This window comes from Mesorhizobium sp. DxT, assembly GCF_058448885.1.
This window is the reverse complement of sequence record NZ_JBZFLJ010000004.1, coordinates 215,224-238,756: the sequence shown is the minus strand read 5'-3', so window position 1 is coordinate 238,756 and position 23,533 is coordinate 215,224. Positions and strand designations below refer to the sequence as shown.

The window sequence follows — 23,533 nt, the reverse complement described above, 5'->3', positions numbered from 1 at the left end:
GCAATCGCGGCGGCACTAACAACTGCGTCATCGGGCGCAACCGTGACGAAAGTCAGGCGCGCTCGCAGAAAGTCACGGTGGTGTCGCCATAGTCGCGGCGCTGAACCAGTTTCAGCCCCGCGGGCGGCTGGAAGGGGGATCCGCTCGCCTCCTCCACCATCACGAAGGCTTGTTGCCTGAGCCAGCCGCTGGCAAGTGCCGAGGCAAGCGCGCGTTCACCCAGTCCCTTGCCGTAGGGCGGGTCGGCAAAGACGATATCGAAAGGCTGGATCGTGCCCGTTTCGCCGAGCGCGGTTGCGTCGCGGCGGAATATCTTGGTGCGGCCCTGAAGCCCCATCGCTTCGACATTGGTGCGGATCAGGCCGCGACCTTCGGCTGATTCCTCGATGAAGAGGCAATGCGCCGCGCCGCGCGAAAGCGCCTCGATGCCAAGAGCCCCGGTGCCGGCGAAAAGGTCGAGCACGCGCGCGCCTTCAAGCCGCACCGATTGGCTGTGGGCTATGATGTTGAAGACCGCCTCGCGCGTGCGGTCTGTCGTCGGCCGGATCGCATCCGAACGCGGCGCGGCCAACGGGCGCCCGCGCAATTCGCCCCCCACGACGCGCAAGCTCAGCCCTCGCCTCGCGGCTTGCGCGGGCCGCTGCCGCGCGGTCCGGGCTTTCCACCGCCTTTGCCACCCTTGGCACCGTCAGGCCGCGGTTTTCCCGCGTACCGTCGCCCCTCGTTGCGCTCGGCAAGTGCTGCCGCCTTTTTCTCGCCCATGGGCCGGGCGCCGGGCGCCATCCACACATTGGCCGTACGCGAACGCTGCTTCTCGGGCTGACGCTCCTCGCGCGGACCGTCCTTGGCTCGCGGGAACTTTCCGCCTGCCGGTCCGGCCCTGTCGTTGGGATTTCCCCGTTTCGGGCCCGCGCCACGCATCGGCTTGGTCTGCAGCCGCCCCAGCGCGTCCTCGCGCTTCTGCTCGCGCTCGCGCTTGCGATTGGGCCTTTCAGCGGGCTCCTCGCGCTTCTTCTCCGAGGTGGCCGAGACCGGCTTGTTGGAGAATTCGTTGAGCACCGGCGCATCGAAATTCGCGCCCGATTCCTCGATCAGGCGTTCGCCGAGCTGGTCGCGCAGGAGCTTGCCCTTGAGTTCTCGCACCTCGCCCTCGGCAAGTTCGCCAAGCTGGAAGGGGCCATAGGACAGCCGGATCAGCCGCGTCACGTCGAGCCCGAGCGCGCCGAGGATGTTCTTGACCTCGCGGTTCTTGCCCTCGCGCAGGCCGACCGTCAGCCAGGCATTGGAGCCCTGCTCGCGGTCGAGCGTCGCTTCCACGCCGCCGTAGAAAACGCCGTCGACGGCGATGCCATCCTTGAGGGTGGCAAGCGCCTCCGGCTCGACCTTCCCGTGCACGCGCACGCGATAGCGGCGCAGCCAGCCCGTGGCCGGCAGTTCGAGCACACGCGACAGGCCGCCATCATTGGTCAGCAGCAACAACCCCTCGGTGTTGATGTCCAACCGCCCGACGGTCATGAGCCGCGGCAGCTTCTTCGGCAGGATGTCGAAGACGGTCGTACGGCCCTCCGGATCGCGGTTCGTGGTAACCACACCGGCCGGCTTGTGGAACAGGAACAGCCGCGTCCGCTCGATGGCCGGAATTTCATTGCCGTCGAGCTCGATCCGGTCACGCGGGCCGACATTGACCGCCGGCGTGTCGAGAACCTTGCCGTTGAGCCTGACACGGCCGGCCGCGATCATTTCCTCGGCGTCGCGACGCGAGGCCACGCCAGCCCGTGCGAGACGCCGCGCGATGCGCTCGCTCGTAGCAGCGGCCTCACCCGCATCCACTGCCACCTCGCGTTCCCGCTTGCCTGGACGCGATGCGGCGGTGTCGTCGCGTTTATGGAACGGCTTGCGCTCGCCGTCCTCGCGCTTGCGGAATGGTCGCTTGTCGCCACCCTCTCCCCTTGGACGATCCTCGCGCTTTTGGAACGGCTTGCGCTCGCCATCGGCCTTCGCGTAGGGCCTGCGCTCGCCGTCCTCACGCTTGCGGAACGGACGCTTTTCGCCCTCTCCGGCTGGGCGGTCCTCGCGTTTACGGAACGGCTTGCGCTCGCCTTCGGCCTTCGCATAGGGTCGGCGTTCACCATCTTCGCGCTTGCGGAACGGACGTTTATCACCGCCTTCGCCAGCGGGACGATCCTCGCGCTTTCGGAAGGGTTTGCGTTCGCCATCAGCCTTCGCGTTGGGCCGGCGCTCGCTGTCCTCGCGCTTGCGGAACTGGCGCTTTTCGCCACCTTCACCGCGCGGGCCGCGTCCTGCGTCGCCGCGCGGCGGTCTTTTCTTGTCATCGTTCATGTGGCGCTCGCCTTTCAGCGCGGGTAACTATCAGACCGCATAGGGCCTTGCGAGTGAAATGTCAGTGGCGGAGAACGCATGAGATCGTCCCCCTTCATGGAAGCGGCGTTTGCCGAGGCGGAAGCCGCGCGTAACCGCGGCGAAGTGCCGATCGGCGCCGTTCTCGTTCGCGAAGGGGTGCTACTGGCGAAGGCCGGCAACCGCACCCGTGAACTGAACGATCCCACGGCCCATGCCGAAATCCTGGCGATCCGCGAAGCCTGCCGCCTTATGGCCAGCGAAAGGCTTCCCGACGCCGATCTATACGTGACGCTGGAGCCGTGTCCGATGTGCGCGGCGGCAATTTCCTTCGCGCGCATCCGGCGGCTCTATTTCGGCGCGGTCGACGAAAAGGGCGGCGCCGTCGTCAGTGGCGGACGCTATTTCGCGCAACCCACCTGCCATCACGCGCCGGATGTCTACGCCGGCATCGGCGAACAACGCGCTTCTGAAATGCTGAAAAACTTCTTCAGGGACCGGCGCTGAAGACCGGTCCTCAAAGCCAGGGTACGTAGTCGCGCCAGGAAGACTTGCTCGACGCGCGCTTGACGCGACGTTCCTTCTTCCACTCTTCCTCGCCGAGATCGCCAACGGGCGCCGTCGCGTTCGGCTGGCGGTAGTCGAGCGGCGGCTCGCTGAGGTAACGGCGGTTGGTCGCTTCGCCCTGATTGCGCTCGCGCAGGCGACGCTGCACTTCCGCCCGCTGGGCAGCACCGCTGACGATGGGCTGGGCGCCCCAGCGCTCCGGATCGTAGTTGGGATCGGATTTGGCAAGGCCACCGGGCGAAACCTGCGGCCGGTAAGCGGAATTATCCTGGTTGGCGGTCGCCTCGGCGCGGATGCGCGCGCGGCGCTCCTCGGGCGACTCGGGCCATGCCGGGTTGCCCGCGCTGGCCAGATCCTGCTGGGGCTCAGGCAGAACCTCCAGCGAAGCCGGCTGGACCAGCTTCGGGCGCGGGTTGTATGCGATCTCCGGACCTTTGTCGGCAGGGCCGACCGAGAGAATGCCGGTGAGATCCTCGACGAGCTGCTGGTTGGCGGTCTTGCCGGTGCCGTAAGTGGGCGAACCCATGCAGCCCGAAAGCAGCGTCGCTGCGCATGCCATGGAAGCGCCGAGAACGAGCGGCGTGCGGCCACGCTTATGAATGCGGTCGATCTTCACTGAAACTTGCCTCTCACATCGGGCGAAAAACGCCGGATCAACGTCCAGTCTCGCCAGAAAATCCGGCGAGAACAAGGCGTTCAGTCAGCGCGCCTTGTACCCTAATCGGCTCCGGCGGGCAATGTCGGAGGACATTTGCCCGCCAGGCCCTGTTTACAAGCGGCCCAAAGCACGCAGTTCGTGCAGTGCGGCCGCATCGCGCGCCGAAACATCGGGAAACTCCGGATCGGAACCGACATCGGACGTGTAGCGCCAGGAGCGCGCGCACTTGGCCCCGCCGGCCATTGCGGGAACCACCCCAACGCCCTTCACCTCGTCCAGCGTGAAGGCGATGTCGGGTGCCGGCGTATCCACAATCGAGATGCCGCTGGTGATGCATGTCTCGGCCATGTCGACGTCGGCGATGGCAGCGCGCAGCTCCGGATCGGTGACGTGAACGATCGGCGCGGCCTCCAGCGAGGAGCCGATGCGCTTCTCGCGCCGCTCGATCTCCAGTGCGCCGGTGACGACGCGGCGAACCTGGCGCACCTTTCGCCACTTGGCGGCAAGCTTCTCGTCCTTCCATTCGGCGGGAATGGTGGGGAACTGCTCCAGGTGCACGGATTCAGCCCGCGGATGACGGTCGAGCCAGGCTTCCTCCATGGTGAACGGCAGCATCGGCGCAAGCCAGGTCACGAGGCTGTCGAACAGCCGGCGCACGACGACGATGGCCGCCTTGCGCCGCGTGCTCGATGGAGCGTCGCAGTAGAGCGTGTCCTTGCGCACGTCGAAATAGAACGCTGACAGCTCGACGACCATGAAGTCGATGAGCGTGCGGGTGATGCGCTTGAAATCGAAGGCGTCGTAGCCCTTGCGCACAAGCTCGTCGAGCTCGGCCAGCCGATGCAGCATCAGCCGCTCCAGCTCGGGCATTTCGGCGACGGCAACGTCCTCGCCCTCGTCATGGGCCAGCGTGCCGAGCATCCAGCGAATGGTGTTGCGGAGCTTACGATAGGCGTCGATATTGGTCTGCAGCACGTTCTTGCCGAGGCGCTGGTCTTCCCAGTAGTCGGTGGTCATGACCCACAGGCGCAGGATGTCGGCGCCCGACTGCTTCATGACGTCCTGCGGGACGACAGTGTTACCGAGCGACTTCGACATCTTGCGGCCGTCCTCGTCCATGGTGAAGCCATGGGTGATGACGGTGTCGTAGGGCGCCCTGCCCCGCGTGCCGCAGCTTTCCAGCAGCGAGGAATGGAACCAGCCGCGATGCTGGTCGGAGCCTTCGAGATAGACGTCGGCCGGCCACTTCAGGTCCGGCCGGTCCTCGAGCGTGAATGTATGGGTCGAGCCCGAATCGAACCAGACGTCGAGGATGTCCATCACCATCGACCAGTTCTCGTTGGCGCGGGAGCCCAGGAAGCGCTCGCGAGCGCCCTCGGCAAACCAAGCGTCCGCGCCCTCGGCCTCGAAGGCCTCGAGGATGCGGGCGTTGACGGCCTCGTCCTTCAGCACCTCGCCATTCTCGTCGGCAAAGACACAGATCGGCACGCCCCATGCCCTTTGACGGGAAAGAACCCAGTCGGGCCGGTCCTCGATCATCGCGCGCAGGCGGGTCTGGCCGGCGGCCGGCACGAAGCGGGTGTCGTCGATGGCCTTGAGCGCGCGGCTACGCAGCGTGTCGGGTGTGTTATCGCTCACGGCCGAGCGCTCGCTCCGCTCGCTGGCCTCCGCGGGGGCGGGCGAAACGTCGCCCGGCGTCCGGTCGGACGCTCGGCCTTCCCGAGGAAGGCCGTAGCCGCCCAGGTCCTTGTCCATATAGACGAACCACTGCGGCGTGTTGCGGAAGATCACCGGCTTCTTGGAACGCCAGGAATGCGGGTAGGAGTGCTTCAACCGCCCACGCGCAAACAGCATGTTCGCCGCGATCAGCGCCTCGATGACGGCCTTGTTGGCGTCGCCCTTCTTGCCGTTGTCGTCGATGACGCGCGCGGCCCCACCCTCGCGATCCGGCCCGAAGCCCGGCGCATCCTTGGTGAAGTAGCCGGCATCGTCCACGGTGAAGGGTATGCGTGTTTCGATGCCGCGCGCGGCAAGCTCCTTGCCTGCGTCCATCCACGCGTCGAAGTCCTCGCGACCATGGCCCGGCGCGGTGTGGACGAAACCAGTACCGGCATCGTCGGTGACGTGGTCGCCGGGGAGCATGGGGACGAAGAACTTGTAGCCGTCTCCGAGACCATTGAGAGGATGGGCACATTCAATCGCACCTAGCTCATCCGAAGTGACGGTACGAATGCGCCTGAACCCGACCTTCGCCTTGGCAAACGACTCTTCAGCAAGCGCGTCGGCGAAGATCAGCTTCTCGCCCGGACGCGGGCCGAAATCGTTCTCGGCAGAAGTCACCTCGTAGAAGCCATAGGATATACGAGGCGAATAGGAGACAGCCCGATTGCCGGGGATCGTCCACGGCGTGGTCGTCCAGATGACGATATACCATCCGCCGAGGTCCTCCGAGGGCGTCACCTGAATCGGAAACTTCACCCAGATCGTATCCGACTCGTAGTCCTGATACTCCACCTCGGCCTCCGCCAGCGCGGTGCGTTCCACCACCGACCACATCACCGGCTTGGAGCCGCGATAGAGCTGGTCGGACATGGCGAATTTCATCAGCTCGCCGGCGATGCGCGCTTCGGCGTGGAAGTTCATCGTCGTGTAGGGATTGTCGAAATCGCCCTCGATGCCGAGGCGCTTGAACTCGCCGGTCTGCACCTCGATCCAGTGCTGCGCGAACTCACGGCATTCCTTGCGGAACTCGTTGACCGGCACCTGGTCCTTGTCGAGGCCCTTGGCGCGGTATTGCTCTTCGATCTTCCACTCGATCGGCAGGCCGTGACAGTCCCAGCCCGGCACGTAATTGGAATCATAACCGCGCATCTGGAACGAGCGGGTGATGACGTCCTTGAGGATCTTGTTGAGCGCGTGGCCGATATGGATGTTGCCGTTGGCGTAGGGCGGGCCGTCGTGCAGCACATAGAGCGGCCGGCCGGCAGCGCTTTCGCGCAGGCGGTTGTAGAGCTTCATCTCCTGCCAGCGCTTGACCAGCAGCGGCTCCTTGTCCGGCAGGCCCGCACGCATCGGAAACTCCGTCTGCGGCAGATAGAGGGTCTTGGAATAGTCGATCTTCTCAGCGGTCGTCATGATCTCGTCGCATCGTCGGCCCGGGCGGCGCGGCTCCGGGCGGGTGTCTTGTCAAACAGGCGAAAGGCGCGCGGGCGGGCGGCGCGCGAAATACCCGGACCTTCCGGCAGCCGCTCAGGCCGCCCGGAAAGCCGGGCCAATAATTCGTATCGTGATCGCGATGGGAAGCGCGCGCTGTCTCATGGTCCGCGCTTTTAGCCGAGCGCGAACGCGGAATAAAGAGGCGAATGCAAGCCCCGGCCTAGCGGATCGAAAAGTCGAAGCGCCACGTCGCGCTGGCGCCGAGCGTGAACTGGTCGCGGGAGCCGCCCTCGCGAACCAGGCTCGAATCCGCAGCCGGACCCGTCAGCCGCGCATATTCGGCGAAGAGGCTGGTGTCGAGCCTGTCCGTCGCCTTCCAGTTGACCGCGCCGCCGATGCCCGCAGAGGCGAAGCCGCTGCCCGGTGCATATTGGGAAAGGCCGGTTGCCGCCGATTCGGCTGCATCGACGCCGTAGTAGGCATCGAAATAGTCCGCCGATGCCCAGCGGGCACGCGGACCGGCCGAAATCTGGATCGTATCGGTAACGTTTATGAAGAAGTCGGCCGACAGGTCGGCCACGACTCCGTCATGCGAGCGGATGCCATGGCGCAGCTCGGCACGCATGCGCATGTTGTCAGTAGGATAGATCTCGGCAAAACCGCCCAGCTCGCCACCGAACCGCACCGGCGACAGGCCGATCAGGCGCGCATCGGTGTCTCCATCGCGGCGGAAAACCAGCTTGCCGGCAGCGCCCGCGCGGATCAGACCGGTATCGACCAGCGCCAGCGAGATGTTGTCATTGCGCGAGGAGAAGCGCGACGAGCGGCCGTGCTTGCCCAGCGAAACGATCGGCTGGAAGGCAAGCGAACGACCGGAAGCACCGTCGAATTTCGGTGCATAGAGCGCGGTGCCGCCAAGCTTCAGATACCAATCTCCTGAGAACCATCCCTCGGCGGCTGCAGGCGCAGCCAGGCCAAGTGTAGCGAGCGCTGTCAGCGCGATACCCAGATATTTTTGGCGGTTCATACCACTCACCTACGCGATACTCTTGCATTCAGCACTGCAAGCGTTGGGTTAATTTTGCATTAAGGGCGCGGATTCGTCCACCCGCCAGACGATTAAAACGCAATCGTGCGGTCCAGTTCGGACAAAGGCTGCACAGCAGAGAGCAGCGCGCGCGCTTCGTCCTCGTCGCGCTTCATCTGCGCGATGAGCGGTTCCAACCCGTCGAACTTCTCCTCACCGCGCAGGAAACCGAAGAACGAGACGCTGCAGACCTCGCCGTAGAGATCGCCGGAAAAGTCGAACACGAATGTCTCAAGCAGCGGCGCGCCGTCGTCGGTGACGGTCGGCCGGCGGCCGAAGCTTGCTACGCCGTCATGAAGCGAACCATCGGCGCGGCGCAAGCGCACCGCATAGATGCCATGCCTGAGGCCAGTGGAAACGGGCAACTGCATGTTCGCGGTCGGAAAGCCGAGCTGGCGGCCCAGCTTTTTCCCGTGCGATATTTCTGTCTCCACGGTGTAGCGATAACCGAGCAGCCCCGCTGCTTCCGCAACCTCGCCGGCCGAAAGCAGTTCGCGGATGCGGCTCGACGAGACAACTTGAGCGCCCTCATCCCGGAAGGCGTCGATGAGGCTGACGCCGAAGCCGAGCCGCTCGCCAGCTTCCATCAGGAAGGCAGGCCCGCCCTGCCTGTTCTTGCCGAAATGGAAATCGAAGCCTGTAACGACATGACTGATCCCCAGCCCATCGACCAGCACGTCGCTCACGAACGCTTCGGCGCTGAGCGACGAGAACTGCCGGTCAAACGGCTGCTCCACCACCGCCCTGAAACCCAGCACCTGAAGCAGCCGGGCGCGAACGGGCGCGGGTGTGATACGATAGAGCGGCACGTCCGGCCGGAATACGGCGCGCGGATGCGGCTCGAAGGTCAGCGCCAGCGCGGGCACGCCACGCCCCTCAGCCTCGGCGAGTGCGCGGGCGAGTACGGTCTGGTGGCCGCGATGCACACCGTCGAAATTGCCGATGGCGACCACGCCTCCCCGGCACGAAGCGGGAAGGGTTGAAGAGCCGGCAATGCGCTCGATCGGCTGGCGGCTCATGGATGACTACCGGAGACGCGGGATGACGGCGACAGGGCGGTAGCCGTGCTTGTCGAGAAAGGCAGTCAGGCGCTCGCGATCCGGTGCAAGCTCGCTACCATACTCGGCGGCATGGATGCCGCCGGAGACGTAGAGCACGTCAAAACCGTTGCTCGCCGCGCCTTTCACATCCGTGAGCATGCCATCTCCGATCGCAAGGACCTCGCTACGTTCCACGTCACGGCCAAGAACTTCGGCGGCAGAAGCCAGTGCGGCTTCGTAGATCGGCCTGTGCGGCTTGCCGGCAATCTCGGTGCGCCCCCCAAGCTGGGCATAGTCGCGGGCGAGCGCGCCGGCGCACCAGATAAGCCTGTCGCCGCGTTCGACCACGATATCTGGATTGGCGCAGATGAAGGGCAGGTTGCGTGCGCGCAGGCGCTGCAGCAATTCGGCGTAGTCCTCCGGTCCCTCCGTTTCATCGTCGAGAAAGCCCGTGCAGACAACCGTCTGCGCCTCGAATTCCTCGACGAGCTCGACGTCGAGCCCGTCATAGATCGCAAGCTGTCGCTCGTCGCCGATGTGGAAGACGCGCCGCGGGCCATCGCTGATCAGGTCGCGGGTCACGTCGCCCGAGGTGACGATACTGTCCCAGCAATCCTCGGCAACGCCGATCGCACCCAGCTGCTCGACCACGCCCTTGCTCGGGCGCGGCGAATTGGTCAGCAGCACGACCGCTTTGCCCTTCTGCCGCGCGCGCCTGAGCGCATCCACTGCATTCTGGAACGGACGAATGCCGTTGTGAACGACACCCCAGACGTCGCAGAAGATCGCCGCGTAGCCTTCCGCGAGCTCATCCAGTGTCTCTATCAGTTCGGCCATTTCACTCCGTCCGCTGTCATTGTTGCCGGCCGCTGCCGGGCGCCCGGAATTAGCCGAAGCGGCCTGACCTGTCACTAGTGCCAAACTGCCGCCCATCGATGACCAGCGTAATACGGGTAAGCCGCATTGCGGGCGGATCGGCCCCGTGGCAGCCTAGCGAGGGCGCTGCAATCTCGACCGCGCCAGCTCGACTTCCACACGGCAGATGCAGCCTTCTATATGATCGTTGACCATGCCCATGGCCTGCATGAAGGCGTAGACCGTAGTCGGGCCGACGAAGGACCAGCCGCGCTTTTTCAACTCCTTCGAAATGCGAGCCGACGTTTCGGTCTTCGGCATGGCGCGTACTGCGGCAATGTCTATCACTGCCGGCCGCTGGTCCGGGCCGGGCTCGAACGACCAGAAGAAGCCGGCCAGCGAGCCACGCTCCCTGGCCAGATCAACGGCGCGGCGCGCATTGTTGTAGACCGAGGCGATCTTGCCGCGGTGGCGCACGATGCCGGGGTCCTGCAAATGCCGTTCGATCGCCTCAGCCTCGTCGGCGACGGCCAGCTTGCCGAAGTCGAAGCCGTCGAATGCGGCACGGAAATTCTCGCGCTTACGCAGGATCGTCAGCCACGACAGGCCTGACTGGAACCCTTCGAGGCAGAGCTTTTCGAACAGCCGTGTGTCATCGACGACCGGTCGCCCCCACTCTTCGTCATGGTAGCGCTGGTAGTCCGGCAGGTTGCCATGCCACGCGCAGCGCGCCGCGCCATCTTCGCCCGTCACCAGGCCATTCGATCCATCCATCGTCAGAAAACGTCCTTAAGTTCACTTTTACCATACGGCTCAACGACCCGGTAACCACACCGGAAGGTTTACGCAAAAGGCGGCATTTTACGGAAGTCCGTTCACACTTTTTGCGTTGCCTCTCCTGACAATCGGCCATGAAACAGCCGCCTGCCACCCGGTTTGCGGCTTTTCTCACGACGAGATGTTGCGAGTAGGTTCGATGAGACATTTTCTTTCGCTGGCGGTCGCCGCCGCCCTGACTGGACTGACGTCGCACGCCATTGCGCAGGAGCGCTACCGCGAACGACCGCCGGTCGTCGTCAGCCCCGATCTTTCTGCGCCCTGGGTGTTGCAGTTGCAGCGCGCACCCGCCGGCTACCAGCGGCGCGAGACGGTTCGCCATGGTCTGCCGGGCGTGCAGGTCCGCGTTGCGCCGCAACCGATCGTTCGTGAACGGGCGCGTGTTGCGGTCGCGCCGGGCCGCGATCAGGTGCAGACGGCCGCGCTTCCCAGCGCGACGCGCGATGCCGGCGCACAGATCGATCCGAAATTCCTGCCGCAGACCGTCGCCTATGACGGCCCGCACGCACCCGGCACCATCGTCATCGACACGACACAGCATCTGCTCTACCTCGTCGAATCGGGCGGCCAGGCGCGCCGCTACGGCGTCGGCACCGGCAAGCCGGGCTTCGAATGGGCGGGATCGCACAAGGTGACACGCAAGGCGGAATGGCCCGACTGGCGTCCGCCGGCGGAGATGATCGCCCGTGAGAAGAAGAAGGGGCGCATACTGCCTGCGCACATGAAGGGCGGTCCGGCCAATCCGCTCGGCGCGCGTGCTCTCTATCTCGGCTCGACGCTTTACCGCATCCACGGGACGAACCAGCCCTCGACCATCGGCCGGGCGGTGTCATCAGGCTGCATCCGCATGCGCAACGAGGACGTCATCGACCTCTATGACCGCGTGCCTCTCGGAGCCAAGGTGGTCGTGATCTAGTTTCTGCGCGTCAATTCCGGAGCAGGGGATGGCGGTACGCCCAGGGGACGGGCGCCGCCGACAAGCGGCAGTCAGCTCCGCTGTCGCCAAAAAAGGGCGGTCCGGCATCGGTCGGGCCGCCCTTTGTTTAGGTTCGCCGCATTTGTCTGACGTAGCGGCTTTCGCTAAGGATTGGCGAGGCTGCGGGAGGGCAGCCGTTCGGGGGACCAATAAACATGCTTCTGACAGTATTCCTGCCGCTTGCGCTGGCAATCATCATGTTCTCGCTGGGTCTCGGCCTGACCCTGGCCGACTTTCGGCGCGTTTTGCTGCGGCCAAAGGCCTTTGCCATCGGTGCGGCCTCGCAACTGATCCTCATCCCGATCGTCGCTTATGCGCTGGCGGTAATCTTCAACCTGCCGCCGGAGCTAGCGGTCGGCATCATGATCCTGTCGCTGTGCCCCGGCGGCGTAACCTCCAACGTCCTGACAAAATACGGCAAGGGCGACCTCGCACTTTCGATCTCGCTGACAGGCATCATCAGCCTGGTGGCGGTGGCGACGGTGCCGTTGCTGGTGGCATTTTTCGCGGACCGATTCATGGGCCTCGACGCGCCGCCTGTCGACGTGACGGCACTCGGGCTTTCGATGTTCCTCATCACCGCGGTGCCGGTGATCCTCGGCATGCTCGTGCGCGGCCTCGCCAGCGGCTTCGCGCAGAGAATTGAAGGGGTTGTGGAGAAGATCGCGCTGGCGCTGTTCATCATCGTCGTGGTTGGCGCCGTCGCGGCCAATTGGCGGCTCCTCGTCGAGAACCTGCAGGTGCTCGGCCCGGTCGTGGTGATCCTCAACGTCGTGCTGCTGGCTCTCGGGCTCGGGCTTGCCCGGCTGTTCTCCCTCAGCCGAGACGAAGCGACGGCGATCTCCATCGAAACCGGCATCCAGAACGCGACGCTGGGCATCACCGTCGGCTCGCTGATCGTCGAGCAGGCCTCGGCGCTGCCGCCGTTCAGCCTGCCGTCGGGCGTCTACGGCATCACCATGTATGTGGTATCGATCCCGTTCGTGCTGTGGCGGAGGCGCCTGGCGGGCTGAAGGTCAGGCAGCCACCTCGGATGAGGACGACACCACGTCCGGCAGCATCGCCGGCTTCGGCCCGCCCCAGGCCCAGTCGAGAAGCTGGACGGTGTGGATCACCGGCAGGTTGGAGCCTGAGGCGATCTGGGTGATGCAGCCGATATTGCCAGTGGCGACCGCGACCGCGCCGGTCGCCTCGATGTTCCTGACCTTGCGATCGCGCAGCGTGCGCGAGATTTCAGGTTGCAGGATATTGTAGGTTCCGGCAGAGCCGCAGCACAGATGCCCTTCCGCCGGCTCCCTGACGAGGAAGCCCGCGCGCGCCAGCAGGTCCTTCGGCTGGCGCAGGATTTTCTGGCCGTGCTGCATCGAGCAGGCGGAGTGATAGGCGACGGTCAGGCCCGGACGTGTGTCGGGTTCCGGCAGCTCGAGGGTCGCGAGATACTCCGTGATGTCCTTCGCCAACGCCGACACACGGGCGGCCTTTTCAGCGTAGGCCGAATCGAGGCGGAGCATGAAACCGTAATCCTTGATCGTGGTGCCGCAGCCCGAGGCGGTGATGATGATGGCGTCCAGCCCGCCGGCTTCGATCTCGCGCGTCCAGGCGTCGACATTGCGCCGCGCCGCAGCCAGTGCGTCATCCTCGCGGCCCATATGATGGACCAGAGCACCGCAGCAACCCTCCCCCGCTGGCACAACGACCTCGACGCCGAAACGCACGAGCAGCCGCGCGGTCGACGCGTTGATGCCGGGGTCCAGCACCGACTGCGCGCAGCCGGCCAGAATGGCGACGCGGCCGCGCCGCTGGACGCCCTCGACCGGGGCGGCGGAAACTGCTTCCTGCTTTGCCGGCACCGACGAAGGCGCCAGCCTCAGCATGGCCGCAAGCGGCTTCAGCGGCCGCATCTTGTCGAACAGCCCCGCGAACGGCCGGCCGAAGCGCGCGAGCCCGAGCGCGAAGCGGAAACGCGCGGGATAGGGCAGGACCGCCGCCAGCACCGCGCGGATCGTGCGGTCGAGGAACGGCCTGCGGTAGGTCTGCTCGATATGCGCGCGGGCGTGGTCAACGAGGTGCATGTAGTGCACGCCCGACGGGCAGGTCGTCATGCAGGAGAGGCACGAGAGGCAGCGGTCGATGTGGGTGACGATCTCCTCGTCCGCGGCCCTGCCGTTCTCCAGCATATCCTTGATGAGGTAGATGCGCCCGCGCGGGCTATCCAGCTCATTGCCGAGCGTCACATAGGTGGGGCATGTCGCCGTACAGAACCCGCAATGTACGCATTTGCGTAGAATCTGCTCCGATTCGGCGACATGCGCGTCGGCAAGCTGGGCGAGGGAAAAGTTGGTCTGCATTCCAGTATTAGGCCTCAGCGTAGAGTATCGGATTCGAACGCATTCACGACGTAGCCGACCGCCGCGTTATCGGGCGGCATCCTACGTATCAACGCTCGACCGCGGTCGGTCATAACAAGCACGTTTAGGCCAATACCAAGTTGATGGCGCCTAGTAAGACGCAGCATGCCCCACCGTACCAGTTCCCGCATGTCGCGCGTATATGGGGGGCAACCTTTGCTACCCACTACGAGTTCGCCGCCTTTGCAGTCTATAGCCCATAGCAGCGCATGCTGGCGTCTATTTGCACTCGGTACTGCAAGCATTGGTGTTGGTGGCTCGTCGGCTCGGCGACGGCGCTCAAACGCAACGGTTCGCTTCCATGCACGTACCTCGGCTGATTTGGATGGCGGTCCTGCAACTCGACCCAAGATGCAACTCCCCCGCTAGATCAGCCAGCTTTGCGGGTTCTTGATCGGCTCGCTGCGGCCGATGGCCTGCAGCCCGATCACCACGCGCACGACGACCCAGATCGCGGTTGCCAGTGCCGTCAGGAAGCCGATGGCGACGAAAAGCAAAAGCAGCGAAATGAAGCCGAACAGAAGAGCGATCCAGAAGGTGCGGATCGCCCAGGTATAATGGGTTTCCACCCACGCTGGCGACTTGCCGCGGTTGAGGTACGCGAGAACGATGCCCACCAGCGTGGTGACGCCGATCACGAAACCGACGAGGTAGCAGATGTAGATCACCTGCACGTTTTTCGGCCCCGGATCGAGCCAGCCATCCGTGCTGCGGGGCACCGGGTTCATGTTCGGATCGGACATTGCGTGATCTCCCTGTGAGAACGGAGCGAAGCTGTCATGGACCGGTCAGGCATTCAACCGTCCGGGATTGAGGATGCCTTTCGGATCGAACTGATCCTTCAGGCGCTGCGAAAGCGCTGCAAGCGCCGGCGGCTGCGGCTGGAAGACCGGCACGGCGGCGCGGACCGACGGCGCGGCACGGACCAGCGTCGCGTGGCCGCCGCCATGGCGGGCGATAAGATGCCGCAGCGCATCGGCCTCGGGATCGCCTTCCATGCGTAACCAGACGAGGCCGCCCTGCCAGTCATAAAAGGCATCGACCGCGGCACCCATGCGCAGCGCCATGACCATGCGGTGGCCATCCGACGGCGCCATCGAAACGCGCCAGACCGGACGCTGGGTGCCGTCGGCGAAGGGCTGGCAGTCGCGGATCTCGCGCCAGACGCGCCGCGATTGTTCCTCCTCCAGCCGCTCATGCGTGCCGTAACCGGAGAGAAGGGTTGCAAGCCGCTCGAAACGGTAGGCGACGGACGGGCCGAAGCCTTCGAGGCGCAGCAGCGTCGAGCCCCTGCCCTTCAAGGCGCCGTCGAGCACGCGGCCAGTGACGCTTTCGGGCAGGTGGGCCGCGCCAGCAACCTCGCCGCTCGATCCCATGGCGATCGCCATCGCATCGGCGGCCTTTTCCTCTGTCAACCCGCGCAGCACAAGCGTCGCTTCGGTCTCGGCTGCCGGCAGCACCTTGAAGGTCACGTCGGTCACCACCGCGAGCGTGCCCCACGAGCCGGCCATCGCCTTGGAAAGGTCGTAGCCGGTGACGTTCTTGACCACCCGCCCGCCCGACTTGAACGCCTCCCCGCGCCCCGAAACGGCATGGACGCCGAGGATATGATCACGCGCCGCGCCCGCCTTGAGGCGGCGCGGGCCGGCAAGATTGGCCGCGAGCACGCCGCCAATGGTGCCCCGGCCGGGCTCGACGCCCAGCAGCGGCCCGTAATCCATCGGCTCGAATGCAAATTCCTGGCGGTGCTGCGCCAGAAGCGCCTGCAACTCGGCCAGCGGTGTGCCCGCGCGCGCCGACAGCACCAGCTCCTCGGGTTCGTAGAGCGTCACGCCGGTGAGACGCGACAAGTCCACCGCATGTTCCGTCTGCGCCGGGCGGCCGATCCCGCGCTTGGAGCCCTGCCCCAGCACTTCAAGCGGCGTCTCCTCGGAGACGGCCCAGCGAATGGCCTCGAGCGTTTCGTCGGCTGTATCGGGGGTGAATGTCGTCATGCGAGTCTGTCAATCTGGCCGGGCCGTGCGCCTATCTCAAAACCTCGGAATATCTGGGAACGCCACCTGTCCGCGGTGGACGTGCATGCGGCCGAGTTCGGCGCATCGGTGGAGTTGCGGGAACACCTTGCCGGGGTTGAGCAGGTGGTTCGGGTCGAAGGCGCATTTGACCCTGATCTGCTGGTTGAGGTCGTCCTCGGAGAACATTTCCGGCATCAGGTCGCGCTTTTCGACCCCGACGCCGTGCTCGCCGGTCAGCACACCGCCGACCTTGACGCACAGGCGCAATATGTCGGCGCCGAACGCCTCGGCGCGCTCGAGCTCGTCGTCCTTGTTGGCGTCGTAGAGGATGAGCGGATGCAGGTTTCCATCGCCGGCATGGAAGACGTTGGCGACGCGCAGCCGGTATTTTTCCGAAAGCTCGCGCATGCCCGCCAGCACCTTCGGCAGCTCCTTGCGCGGGATCGTGCCGTCCATGCACAGATAATCGGGGGAGATGCGGCCGACCGCAGGAAAGGCTGCCTTGCGGCCGGCCCAGAATGCCATGCGCTCCTCTTCGGAGGTGGATATACGGCAGGTGGTCGAACCGTTGCGGCCGGCGATCGCCTCGACTTCGGCAATCAGGTGGTCGACCTCGGCGCCGGGGCCGTCGAGCTCGACGATCAGCAGCGCTTCCACGTCGAGCGGATAACCGACCTGGACGAAGTCCTCCGCCGCCTTGATCGCCGGGCGGTCCATCATCTCCATGCCGCCCGGAATGATGCCGGCGCCGATGATGTCGGCGACGCACTGGCCCGCCTGCTCACTGGACGGGAAGCCGAGCAGCACGGCGCGGGCCGTCTCCGGCTTCTTCAGGATGCGTACGGTAACCTCTGTCACCACGCCCAGCAGGCCCTCCGAACCGGTCATGATGCCGAGCAGGTCGTAGCCCTCCGCGTCGAGATGCTTGCCGCCCAGGCGCACCACCTCGCCATTCATCAGCACCATCTCGACGCCGATCACGTTGTTGGCCGTCAGCCCGTATTTGAGGCAGTGCACGCCGCCCGAATTTTCCGCGACGTTGCCGCCGATCGAGCAGGCGATCTGCGAGGACGGGTCCGGCGCGTAATAGAAACCTTCGTGCTGGACGGCGTTGGTGATGCCGAGATTGGTGACGCCCGGCTGCGCCGTGACGGTGCGGTTGGCGTAGTCGATATCGAGGATGCGGTTGAAGCGGCTCATCACCAGCAGCACCGCATCGCCGAGCGGCAAGGCACCGCCCGACAGCGAGGTGCCCGAGCCGCGCGGCACGACACGGATATTGCGGTCGGAGCAATATTTGAGGATGCGCGCCACCTGCGCCGTCGTCTGCGGCAGCACCACCACCAGCGGAAGCTGCCGGTAGGCCGTCAGCGCATCCGTCTCGAACGGACGCATCGCGTTTTCGGTGTCGACCACGCCCTCGCCGGGCACGATGATGCGCATATCGGCAACGATCTCGTCGCGCCGCGCAAGCGTGGCCGTATCGAGGGCTGGCATGGCAAGGCCGGACATGACTTCCTCCTTCATCGCGGCGGGGCCTTCCGCCAGCGAAGCACAGTCCTTATAACCAGCTCGCGCGCCGCGGGTAGTGGAAAATCCGCAATCGCGGCAGGCAAATAGTGTGCGGACGGGACCAATTTTGCGGCAAACCAGTTCAAAACCGCCGCGCGTCGGCCTGTTCGTCACGTGTCTTGTCGATCTGTTTCGACCGAGCGTGGGTTTCGCGGCGGTCAAGTTGCTCGAGGATGCCGGCTGCATCGTCGAGGTACCTGCGGCGCAGAGCTGCTGCGGACGGCCATCGCGCGGCGTTGCCGATGCGGCCGACGCCCGTGCGGCTGCCGAAGCAACCATCCGCGCCTTCGAGGATTTCGACTATGTGGTGGCGCCGTCCGGGAGCTGCGCCGAGACGCTGATGGCCTATCATGCGGATTACTTTGCTGGCGATGAGGCGTGGACGAAACGCGCGCAAGCGTTCTGTGCTAAGGTGCACGAGCTGGTCGCCTTTCTGGTCGACGTCAGGGGCGTTTCGCGCGTGGATGCGCGGCTTCATGGCAGCGTGACCTATCAGGATGCGTGCGGAGGCGGGCTCGCGCCGCAGCCGCGCCGGCTGATCGCCTCGGTAGACGGGCTCTCGCTCCGGGAGATGGAGGGTGCTGCCACCTGCTGCGGACTTGGTGCCGAAGGCTGTGCCAGCTTGGCGGGCAAGGCTGCGGCGCAAAAGGCTGCCAGCATCCGTGCGGCCGGCGCGGGCATGCTGCTCGCCGGCGATCTCGGTTGCCTGATGGGGCTGGCAGGGCGCCTCAAGCGCGACGGATCGGCGGTGGAAGTTCGACACGTGGCCGAGGTACTGGCAGGGATGAACGACACGCCGCCGATCGGCGCGGGAGGCGCATCATGAACGAAGGCGTACATTTCCTGGATGCGGCTGCGCCGGACGGCATGAGGCTCTACGCCATCGGCGACGTGCATGGCCGCTTCGACCTGCTGACGCGCATGCACGCGCTGATTGCCGACGAGCTCGAGCGGGACAGACCGTCGGATTGGCGCATCATCCACCTCGGCGATTATGTCGACCGCGGGCCGCAATCCGCGCAGGTGCTGGACTTTCTGGTGGACGCCACCGCGCGCGACGAACGCGTCCTCGCACTGATGGGCAACCACGACGAAGGCATGCTGGACTTTCTCGCCTCCCCCGCCGACTCCGAGCTTTTCGTGCGCTATGGCGGCTTCGACACCGCCGCCTCATACGGCGTGGTGCTGGACGTGCAGACCCCGCAGGCTCGCGCCGACAGCCACCGGCGACTGCTTGCTGCGATGCCCGACGCTCATCCGCTTTTTATCCGCGATCTGCCGCGCTCGATCTCGTTCGGCGATTTCTTCTTCTGTCACGCCGGCGTGCGGCCCGGCGTGGCGCTCGACGCGCAGAGCCCGCACGACCTGATCTGGATTCGGGGCGAGTTCCTGAACCATCCCGGCCTGTTCGAGAAGGTCGTGGTGCACGGCCACACACCGCATCACGATCCGCAGGTGATGGGAAACCGTGTCAACGTCGACACGGCCGCGTTCGACAGCGGGCGGCTGACCGCGCTCGTGGTCGACGGAATGCAAAAACGGTTTCTGGTGGCTGAAGCCTAGAGCCGCGCGCGTTCTAAAGCGCGTATCTCCAACCAAGTTCTCTAAAGCCCGATTAGCGCGTCGCCATCGTGACGCCGTAGCCGTCGACGGCGATGTGATCGCCTGCCGCGTCGGCGGCATAGATGCCCGCGCCCCACATCAGGATGCCGGAGAGCATGAATACGGACAGGATAACGGCTTTCACGGGCGACATCTCGGTTGGTTTTCCGATGTTATAGCTTCGACAAAGTTACGATCCGGTTTCGGGCCGGCTTCGTTCGGAACGCGCTGATAGGGCCGGCGTTCCACAAACGCCATATCCATTTGGTATGTCCTCCGGGGGATTCGGCTGAGCGTTGCTGAAATGCAACGCACCTGCCGCCCTTGCCGCTCCGGACCTTATCGGCTAGGAAACCGGCGCTCCCCGCCGGGGATGCATTCTCCAAGACAGACGGACGGAAAACCATGGCTGACAAGGCGGACAGGATGAAGGCGCGGCTCCCGCGAGGCTTCGTCGATCGCCATGCGGCCGACATACGCGCCGTCGACGCGATGACCGCGCGCATCAGAGAAGTCTACGAGCTCTACGGTTTCGAGCCGGTCGAGCAGCCGATGGTGGAATACACCGACGCGCTCGGAAAATTCCTGCCAGACCAGGACCGCCCGAACGAAGGCGTCTTTTCCTTCCAGGACGACGACGAACAGTGGCTGTCGCTGCGCTACGACCTGACTGCGCCGCTGGCGCGCTTCGTGGCGGAAAACTTCGACCAGGTGCCGAAGCCGTACCGGTCCTACCGGCAGGGCTGGGTGTTCCGCAACGAGAAGCCCGGCCCTGGCCGCTTCCGCCAGTTCATGCAGTTCGACGCCGACATCGTCGGCACGCCCGGCGTGGCGGCGGACGCCGAAATGGCCATGATGATGGCCGACACGCTGGAAGCCGTCGGCATCAAGCGCGGCGACTACGTGATCCGCGTCAACAACCGCAAGGTGCTCGACGGTGTGCTGGAGGCGATCGGCCTCGGCGGCGACGAGAATGCCGGTCGCCGGCTCACCGTCCTGCGCGCCATCGACAAGCTCGACAAGTTCGGGCCGGAAGGGGTCAGGCTCCTGCTTGGCAAGGGCAGGCTAGACGAGAGCGGTGATTTTACCAAGGGTGCGGGGCTGGATGATACAGCCATCGATGCGGTGCTCGACTATATCGAGACAGGCAAGGTAGCGGGCAACGAAGGCGTCGACGAACTGGAGCAGATCCGCGCGCTCTGCGCTGCCGCTGGCTACGACGATGGGCGCGTGAAAATCGACCCTTCCGTAGTGCGCGGGCTCGAATACTACACCGGCCCGGTTTACGAGGCCGAGTTGCTGTTCGAGGTGCCCAACGAGAAGGGCGAGATCGTGCGCTTCGGTTCCGTGGCCGGCGGCGGGCGTTATGACGGGCTGGTCTCGCGCTTTCGCGGCGAGCCGGTGCCGGCGACGGGTTTTTCCATCGGCGTCTCGCGTCTGACCGCGGCACTCAAGAATCTCGGCAAGCTCGACGCTTCCGACGTCGTCGCCCCCGTGGTCGTCCTCGTCATGGACAAGGACACCGAAGCGCTCGGCCGCTACCAGAAGATGGTCGCCTCGCTGCGCCAGGCCGGCATCCGCGCGGAGATGTATCTCGGCGGCTCGGGCATGAAGGCGCAGATGAAATATGCCGACCGGCGCGGCAGCCCTTGCGTCGTCATTCAGGGTGGCGACGAGCTGGAAAAAGGCGAGGTGCAGATCAAGGACCTCGTCGCCGGCGCGAAAGCCGCCGAGGCGATCACCGACAACACCGAATGGCGCGAAAGCCGCCCGGCGCAGTTTTCCGTGCCCGTGAGCGAGCTGGTCGAGGCGGTGCGCAAGGTGCTGGCGGATCAGGCGGCGGAGCGAAAAGCGTGATGCGGCGCGCACAGCAATGACCGCCCTGCCCTCATTCGCGCCCGACATCCTCGCGCTGTTTTCCGAACGCGGGGCCGGGCTGATCGACGTGCCGACCATCCAGCCCGCCGATCCGTTCCTCGACATGGCGGGCGAAGACCTGCGCCGCCGCATATTCCTGACCGAGAGCGAGACCGGCGAGGCGCTGTGCCTGCGGCCCGAATTCACGATTCCCGTCTGCCTCGACCATATCGCCAGCCGCGCCGGCACGCCGCGCCGCTACGGCTATCTGGGTGAGGTGTTTCGCCAGCGCCGCGAGGGCGAGGCGGAATTCTTCCAGGCCGGCATCGAGGACCTCGGCGAGACCGACATCGCCACCGCCGACGCCCGCTCGATTGCCGACGCCCATGCCCTGCTGGCACGCACCCTGCCCGGCAAGACGCTGGCCGTCACGCTGGGCGACCAGCGCGTGTTCGAGGCGGTGCTGGCGGCGCTCGGCCTGCCGCGCGGCTGGCAGAAGCGGCTGGCGCGCGCCTTCGGGTCGCGCGAGCAGCTTGTGGCCGCGCTCGACGATCTGGCCAACCCGTCCCAGCGCGCGGCGCCCGCCGAGGCGGTGGCTGGTTTCGTATCCGAGGGCGACATCGACGGCCTTGCCGGCCATGTCGGCGTGCTGATGGGACAGTCCGGCCTTTCGGCGAGCGCCGGGCGCACGCCCCGGGAAATCGCGCGGCGATTGATCGAAAAGGCCGAACTGCGCAGCGTGCGGCTTTCGAAGGACGCAGTCGACGCGCTGAAGCGGTTCCTCGCCATTCGCGTGCCGCTGGAAGAAGCGGCCGCCGCGCTTGGCGGTTTCGCCGGCGATGCAGGCGTATCGCTGGGTGCCGCGCTCGACCTGTTCGGCGCGCGGGTCGAAGCGCTTCGGGCGCATGGACTGGCAACGGGCGGCGTCGACTACGATGCAAGCTTCGGCCGACCGCTCGACTACTATACCGGCCTCGTCTTCGAGATTTCGACGACCGGCGGCGCCAAGCCACTCGTTGGTGGCGGGCGCTACGATCGGCTGCTCACGCTTCTCGGCGCCGCGAACCCCATTCCCGGCGTCGGCTTCTCCGTCTGGCTCGACCGTATCGCGGCGCTGCGGGGAGATACGGCATGACCCGTCGGCGTATGGCTTCTTACGTTCCTACCCCCACCCCTTACCCCTCCCCACAAGGAGGAGGGGGGCATCAGCGCCTCAGAATCTCCCTCCCCCTTGTGGGGAGGGGTGAGGGGTGGGGTTATGCAATCCGCCAACCCGCGAGGATAGAGTCGAAGGAAAGGGGGGCGGCATGACCATCACGCTTGCACTGCCTTCCAAGGGCCGCCTCAAGGATGAGGCAATGGAGGCGCTGACGCGCGCGGGGCTGGTGGTCGTCCAGCCGGAAGACGAGCGCCGCTATCGCGCGCGGGTCGAAGGGCGCGACGACATCGAAGTCGCTTTCCTCTCCGCGTCCGAAATCGCCCGCGAGCTGGGTGCCGGAACGGTCGATCTCGGCGTGACCGGCGAGGACCTCGTGCGCGAGACCATACCGGAATGGGAAAAGCGCGTGTCGGTCGGCGCGCGGCTCGGCTTCGGCCGCGCAGACGTGGTCGTCGCCGTGCCCGACGCCTGGCTCGACGTGGACACCATGGCGGACCTCGACGACGTCGCTGCCGATTTCCGACAGCGGCATGGCCGCCGTTTGCGCATCGCCACCAAATACTGGCGGCTGACCCAGCAGTTCTTTTCGAGCCAGCACGGCATTCAGGTCTATCGCATCGTGGAGAGCCTCGGCGCGACCGAGGGTGCACCGGCGGCCGGTTCGGCGGACGTGATCGTCGACATCACGACGACGGGCTCGACGTTGCGCGCCAACCACCTGAAGATACTGGAAGACGGCGTGATCCTGCGCTCGGAAGCGTGCCTCGTGCAATCGCTGAAGGAGCGGAGCAACGCGGATGCTGCGGCGCTGGATGGTGTGCTGAAAGCGGTGAACGGCGGATAGTTTCTCTCTAGGCCAGTGTATGCACGGCCTGCTTCAGCCTACCCAAAAGAAAAGGCCCGGATTGTTCCGGGCCTCTTCGTATCCGCCTTGGGAGGGCTTGGGATCAGCGGCGGCCGGAAACCGACAGCGCGCCCGAGCCCGCAACCGACAGGGCAAGGAAGCCGCCGGCGATCGCGAAATTCTTGAAGAAGTTGTTGAACTCATTCATGTCGGCCCAGTTGGTGTGGCCGAGCAGTGCCGAGCCGATCGAGAAGGCGGCAAGAGCATAAGCTGCATAGCGCGTCTGGAAGCCGACGAGAACGGCCAGTCCACCAAGCACCTTTACGGCGATGACGATCCACGTGACGAGCATGGGTGCGGGCAAGCCGATTGAGCCCATGAAGCCGGCGAAGCCGCCAGGAGCGAAAATCAGCGGGATGCCGGAAGCGAGGAACAGCGCGACGAGAAAGATGCGCGCGACGAGTAGTACGAGGTCGTTTGACATTGGCAGGTAACTCTCCGGGTTTCGTCCCGCCCAAATAAACTATCTGTGCGCTGCAACA

At 65.4% G+C, this 23,533-nt stretch carries 22 protein-coding genes; 8 read left to right on the top strand and 14 right to left on the bottom strand.

The genetic code is table 11. From position 1 onward, the window contains the following. Positions 1-52: 52 nt before the first annotated feature. Together rsmD and ACVJNE_RS10395 are read right to left on the bottom strand one after the other, a co-directional pair. A complete protein-coding gene (rsmD, locus tag ACVJNE_RS10400) occupies positions 53-607 on the bottom strand; it encodes a 16S rRNA (guanine(966)-N(2))-methyltransferase RsmD (RefSeq protein WP_499565314.1) in 555 nt (184 codons plus the stop codon). Positions 608-609: 2 nt separating this feature from the next. After that, positions 610-2,340, bottom strand: coding sequence for a pseudouridine synthase (locus ACVJNE_RS10395; protein ID WP_499565312.1), 1,731 nt, complete (start codon positions 2,338-2,340; stop codon positions 610-612). A gap of 78 nt (positions 2,341-2,418) precedes the next feature. On the opposite strand from ACVJNE_RS10395, the gene ACVJNE_RS10390 reads away from it, so the two are divergent. Next, a complete protein-coding gene (locus ACVJNE_RS10390; RefSeq protein ID WP_499565310.1) occupies positions 2,419-2,865 on the top strand; it encodes a nucleoside deaminase in 447 nt (148 codons plus the stop codon). A 10-nt stretch (positions 2,866-2,875) separates the two neighbouring features. Here the strand turns inward: ACVJNE_RS10390 and ACVJNE_RS10385 are convergent, their stop codons facing one another. The 6 genes from ACVJNE_RS10385 to ACVJNE_RS10360 form a co-directional block, all read right to left on the bottom strand. Next, on the bottom strand, positions 2,876-3,541 hold the full coding sequence (locus ACVJNE_RS10385; protein ID WP_499565308.1) for a hypothetical protein: 666 nt from the start codon (positions 3,539-3,541) through the stop codon (positions 2,876-2,878). A gap of 153 nt (positions 3,542-3,694) precedes the next feature. Continuing rightward, positions 3,695-6,718 carry an isoleucine--tRNA ligase gene (gene ileS, locus ACVJNE_RS10380; RefSeq protein ID WP_499565306.1) on the bottom strand — a complete coding sequence of 1,008 codons (3,024 nt, stop codon included), beginning with the start codon at positions 6,716-6,718 and terminating at the stop codon, positions 3,695-3,697. Positions 6,719-6,959: 241 nt separating this feature from the next. Beyond that, on the bottom strand, positions 6,960-7,766 hold the full coding sequence (locus ACVJNE_RS10375) for a MipA/OmpV family protein (RefSeq protein ID WP_499565304.1): 807 nt from the start codon (positions 7,764-7,766) through the stop codon (positions 6,960-6,962). 92 nt (positions 7,767-7,858) lie between these two features. Next, on the bottom strand, positions 7,859-8,845 hold the full coding sequence (locus ACVJNE_RS10370; RefSeq protein ID WP_499565302.1) for a bifunctional riboflavin kinase/FAD synthetase: 987 nt from the start codon (positions 8,843-8,845) through the stop codon (positions 7,859-7,861). Positions 8,846-8,851: 6 nt separating this feature from the next. Beyond that, entirely contained in the window at positions 8,852-9,703 is an 852-nt protein-coding gene (locus tag ACVJNE_RS10365) for a TIGR01459 family HAD-type hydrolase (RefSeq protein ID WP_499565300.1), read from the bottom strand. 153 nt (positions 9,704-9,856) lie between these two features. After that, on the bottom strand, positions 9,857-10,495 hold the full coding sequence (locus ACVJNE_RS10360) for a DNA-3-methyladenine glycosylase I (RefSeq protein ID WP_499565298.1): 639 nt from the start codon (positions 10,493-10,495) through the stop codon (positions 9,857-9,859). 202 nt (positions 10,496-10,697) lie between these two features. Here ACVJNE_RS10360 and ACVJNE_RS10355 point away from each other — a divergent pair, with 202 nt between their 5' ends. Together ACVJNE_RS10355 and ACVJNE_RS10350 are read left to right on the top strand one after the other, a co-directional pair. Further along, on the top strand, positions 10,698-11,474 hold the full coding sequence (locus tag ACVJNE_RS10355) for a L,D-transpeptidase (protein WP_499565296.1): 777 nt from the start codon (positions 10,698-10,700) through the stop codon (positions 11,472-11,474). A gap of 215 nt (positions 11,475-11,689) precedes the next feature. Beyond that, on the top strand, positions 11,690-12,547 hold the full coding sequence (locus ACVJNE_RS10350; protein ID WP_499565294.1) for a bile acid:sodium symporter family protein: 858 nt from the start codon (positions 11,690-11,692) through the stop codon (positions 12,545-12,547). Positions 12,548-12,550: 3 nt separating this feature from the next. Here ACVJNE_RS10350 and glcF read toward each other — a convergent pair whose 3' ends face one another. The 4 genes from glcF to ACVJNE_RS10330 form a co-directional block, all read right to left on the bottom strand. After that, positions 12,551-13,882, bottom strand: coding sequence for a glycolate oxidase subunit GlcF (gene glcF, locus ACVJNE_RS10345; RefSeq protein WP_499565292.1), 1,332 nt, complete (start codon positions 13,880-13,882; stop codon positions 12,551-12,553). 425 nt (positions 13,883-14,307) lie between these two features. Further along, positions 14,308-14,685, bottom strand: coding sequence for a DUF4870 family protein (locus tag ACVJNE_RS10340; RefSeq protein WP_499565290.1), 378 nt, complete (start codon positions 14,683-14,685; stop codon positions 14,308-14,310). Positions 14,686-14,730: 45 nt separating this feature from the next. Further along, positions 14,731-15,936: a glycolate oxidase subunit GlcE gene (gene glcE / locus ACVJNE_RS10335; RefSeq protein WP_499565288.1), complete on the bottom strand. Its 1,206-nt coding sequence runs from the start codon at positions 15,934-15,936 to the stop codon at positions 14,731-14,733. Between the two features lie 36 nt (positions 15,937-15,972). Beyond that, positions 15,973-17,469: an FAD-linked oxidase C-terminal domain-containing protein gene (locus tag ACVJNE_RS10330; RefSeq protein ID WP_368802322.1), complete on the bottom strand. Its 1,497-nt coding sequence runs from the start codon at positions 17,467-17,469 to the stop codon at positions 15,973-15,975. Positions 17,470-17,596: 127 nt separating this feature from the next. Here ACVJNE_RS10330 and ACVJNE_RS10325 point away from each other — a divergent pair, with 127 nt between their 5' ends. Beyond that, a complete protein-coding gene (locus ACVJNE_RS10325) occupies positions 17,597-18,355 on the top strand; it encodes a (Fe-S)-binding protein (protein WP_499565286.1) in 759 nt (252 codons plus the stop codon). Further along, complete coding sequence (locus ACVJNE_RS10320) at positions 18,349-19,092, top strand: metallophosphoesterase (RefSeq protein WP_499565470.1); 744 nt, start codon at positions 18,349-18,351, stop codon at positions 19,090-19,092. Before ACVJNE_RS10325 ends, ACVJNE_RS10320 begins: the two co-directional genes overlap by 7 nt. A 52-nt stretch (positions 19,093-19,144) precedes the next feature. Here the strand turns inward: ACVJNE_RS10320 and ACVJNE_RS10315 are convergent, their stop codons facing one another. Then, the gene (locus ACVJNE_RS10315) at positions 19,145-19,285 is read right to left on the bottom strand and encodes a hypothetical protein (RefSeq protein WP_173186863.1); all 141 of its coding nucleotides are present in this window, start codon (positions 19,283-19,285) and stop codon (positions 19,145-19,147) included. 251 nt (positions 19,286-19,536) lie between these two features. Here ACVJNE_RS10315 and hisS point away from each other — a divergent pair, with 251 nt between their 5' ends. The 3 genes from hisS to hisG all read left to right on the top strand — a co-directional run bounded on the left by hisS (position 19,537) and on the right by hisG (position 22,991). Continuing rightward, positions 19,537-20,988, top strand: a complete 1,452-nt coding sequence (hisS, locus tag ACVJNE_RS10310) for a histidine--tRNA ligase (RefSeq protein ID WP_499565284.1) — start codon at positions 19,537-19,539, stop codon at positions 20,986-20,988. A 16-nt stretch (positions 20,989-21,004) separates the two neighbouring features. Beyond that, positions 21,005-22,123, top strand: coding sequence for an ATP phosphoribosyltransferase regulatory subunit (locus ACVJNE_RS10305; protein WP_499565282.1), 1,119 nt, complete (start codon positions 21,005-21,007; stop codon positions 22,121-22,123). 172 nt (positions 22,124-22,295) lie between these two features. Further along, positions 22,296-22,991: an ATP phosphoribosyltransferase gene (gene hisG / locus ACVJNE_RS10300; RefSeq protein WP_499565280.1), complete on the top strand. Its 696-nt coding sequence runs from the start codon at positions 22,296-22,298 to the stop codon at positions 22,989-22,991. A 103-nt stretch (positions 22,992-23,094) separates the two neighbouring features. Here the strand turns inward: hisG and ACVJNE_RS10295 are convergent, their stop codons facing one another. After that, positions 23,095-23,475 (bottom strand): DoxX family protein, encoded by a 381-nt coding sequence (locus ACVJNE_RS10295; protein ID WP_499565278.1) that lies wholly within the window; start codon positions 23,473-23,475, stop codon positions 23,095-23,097. Positions 23,476-23,533 lie beyond the last annotated feature (58 nt).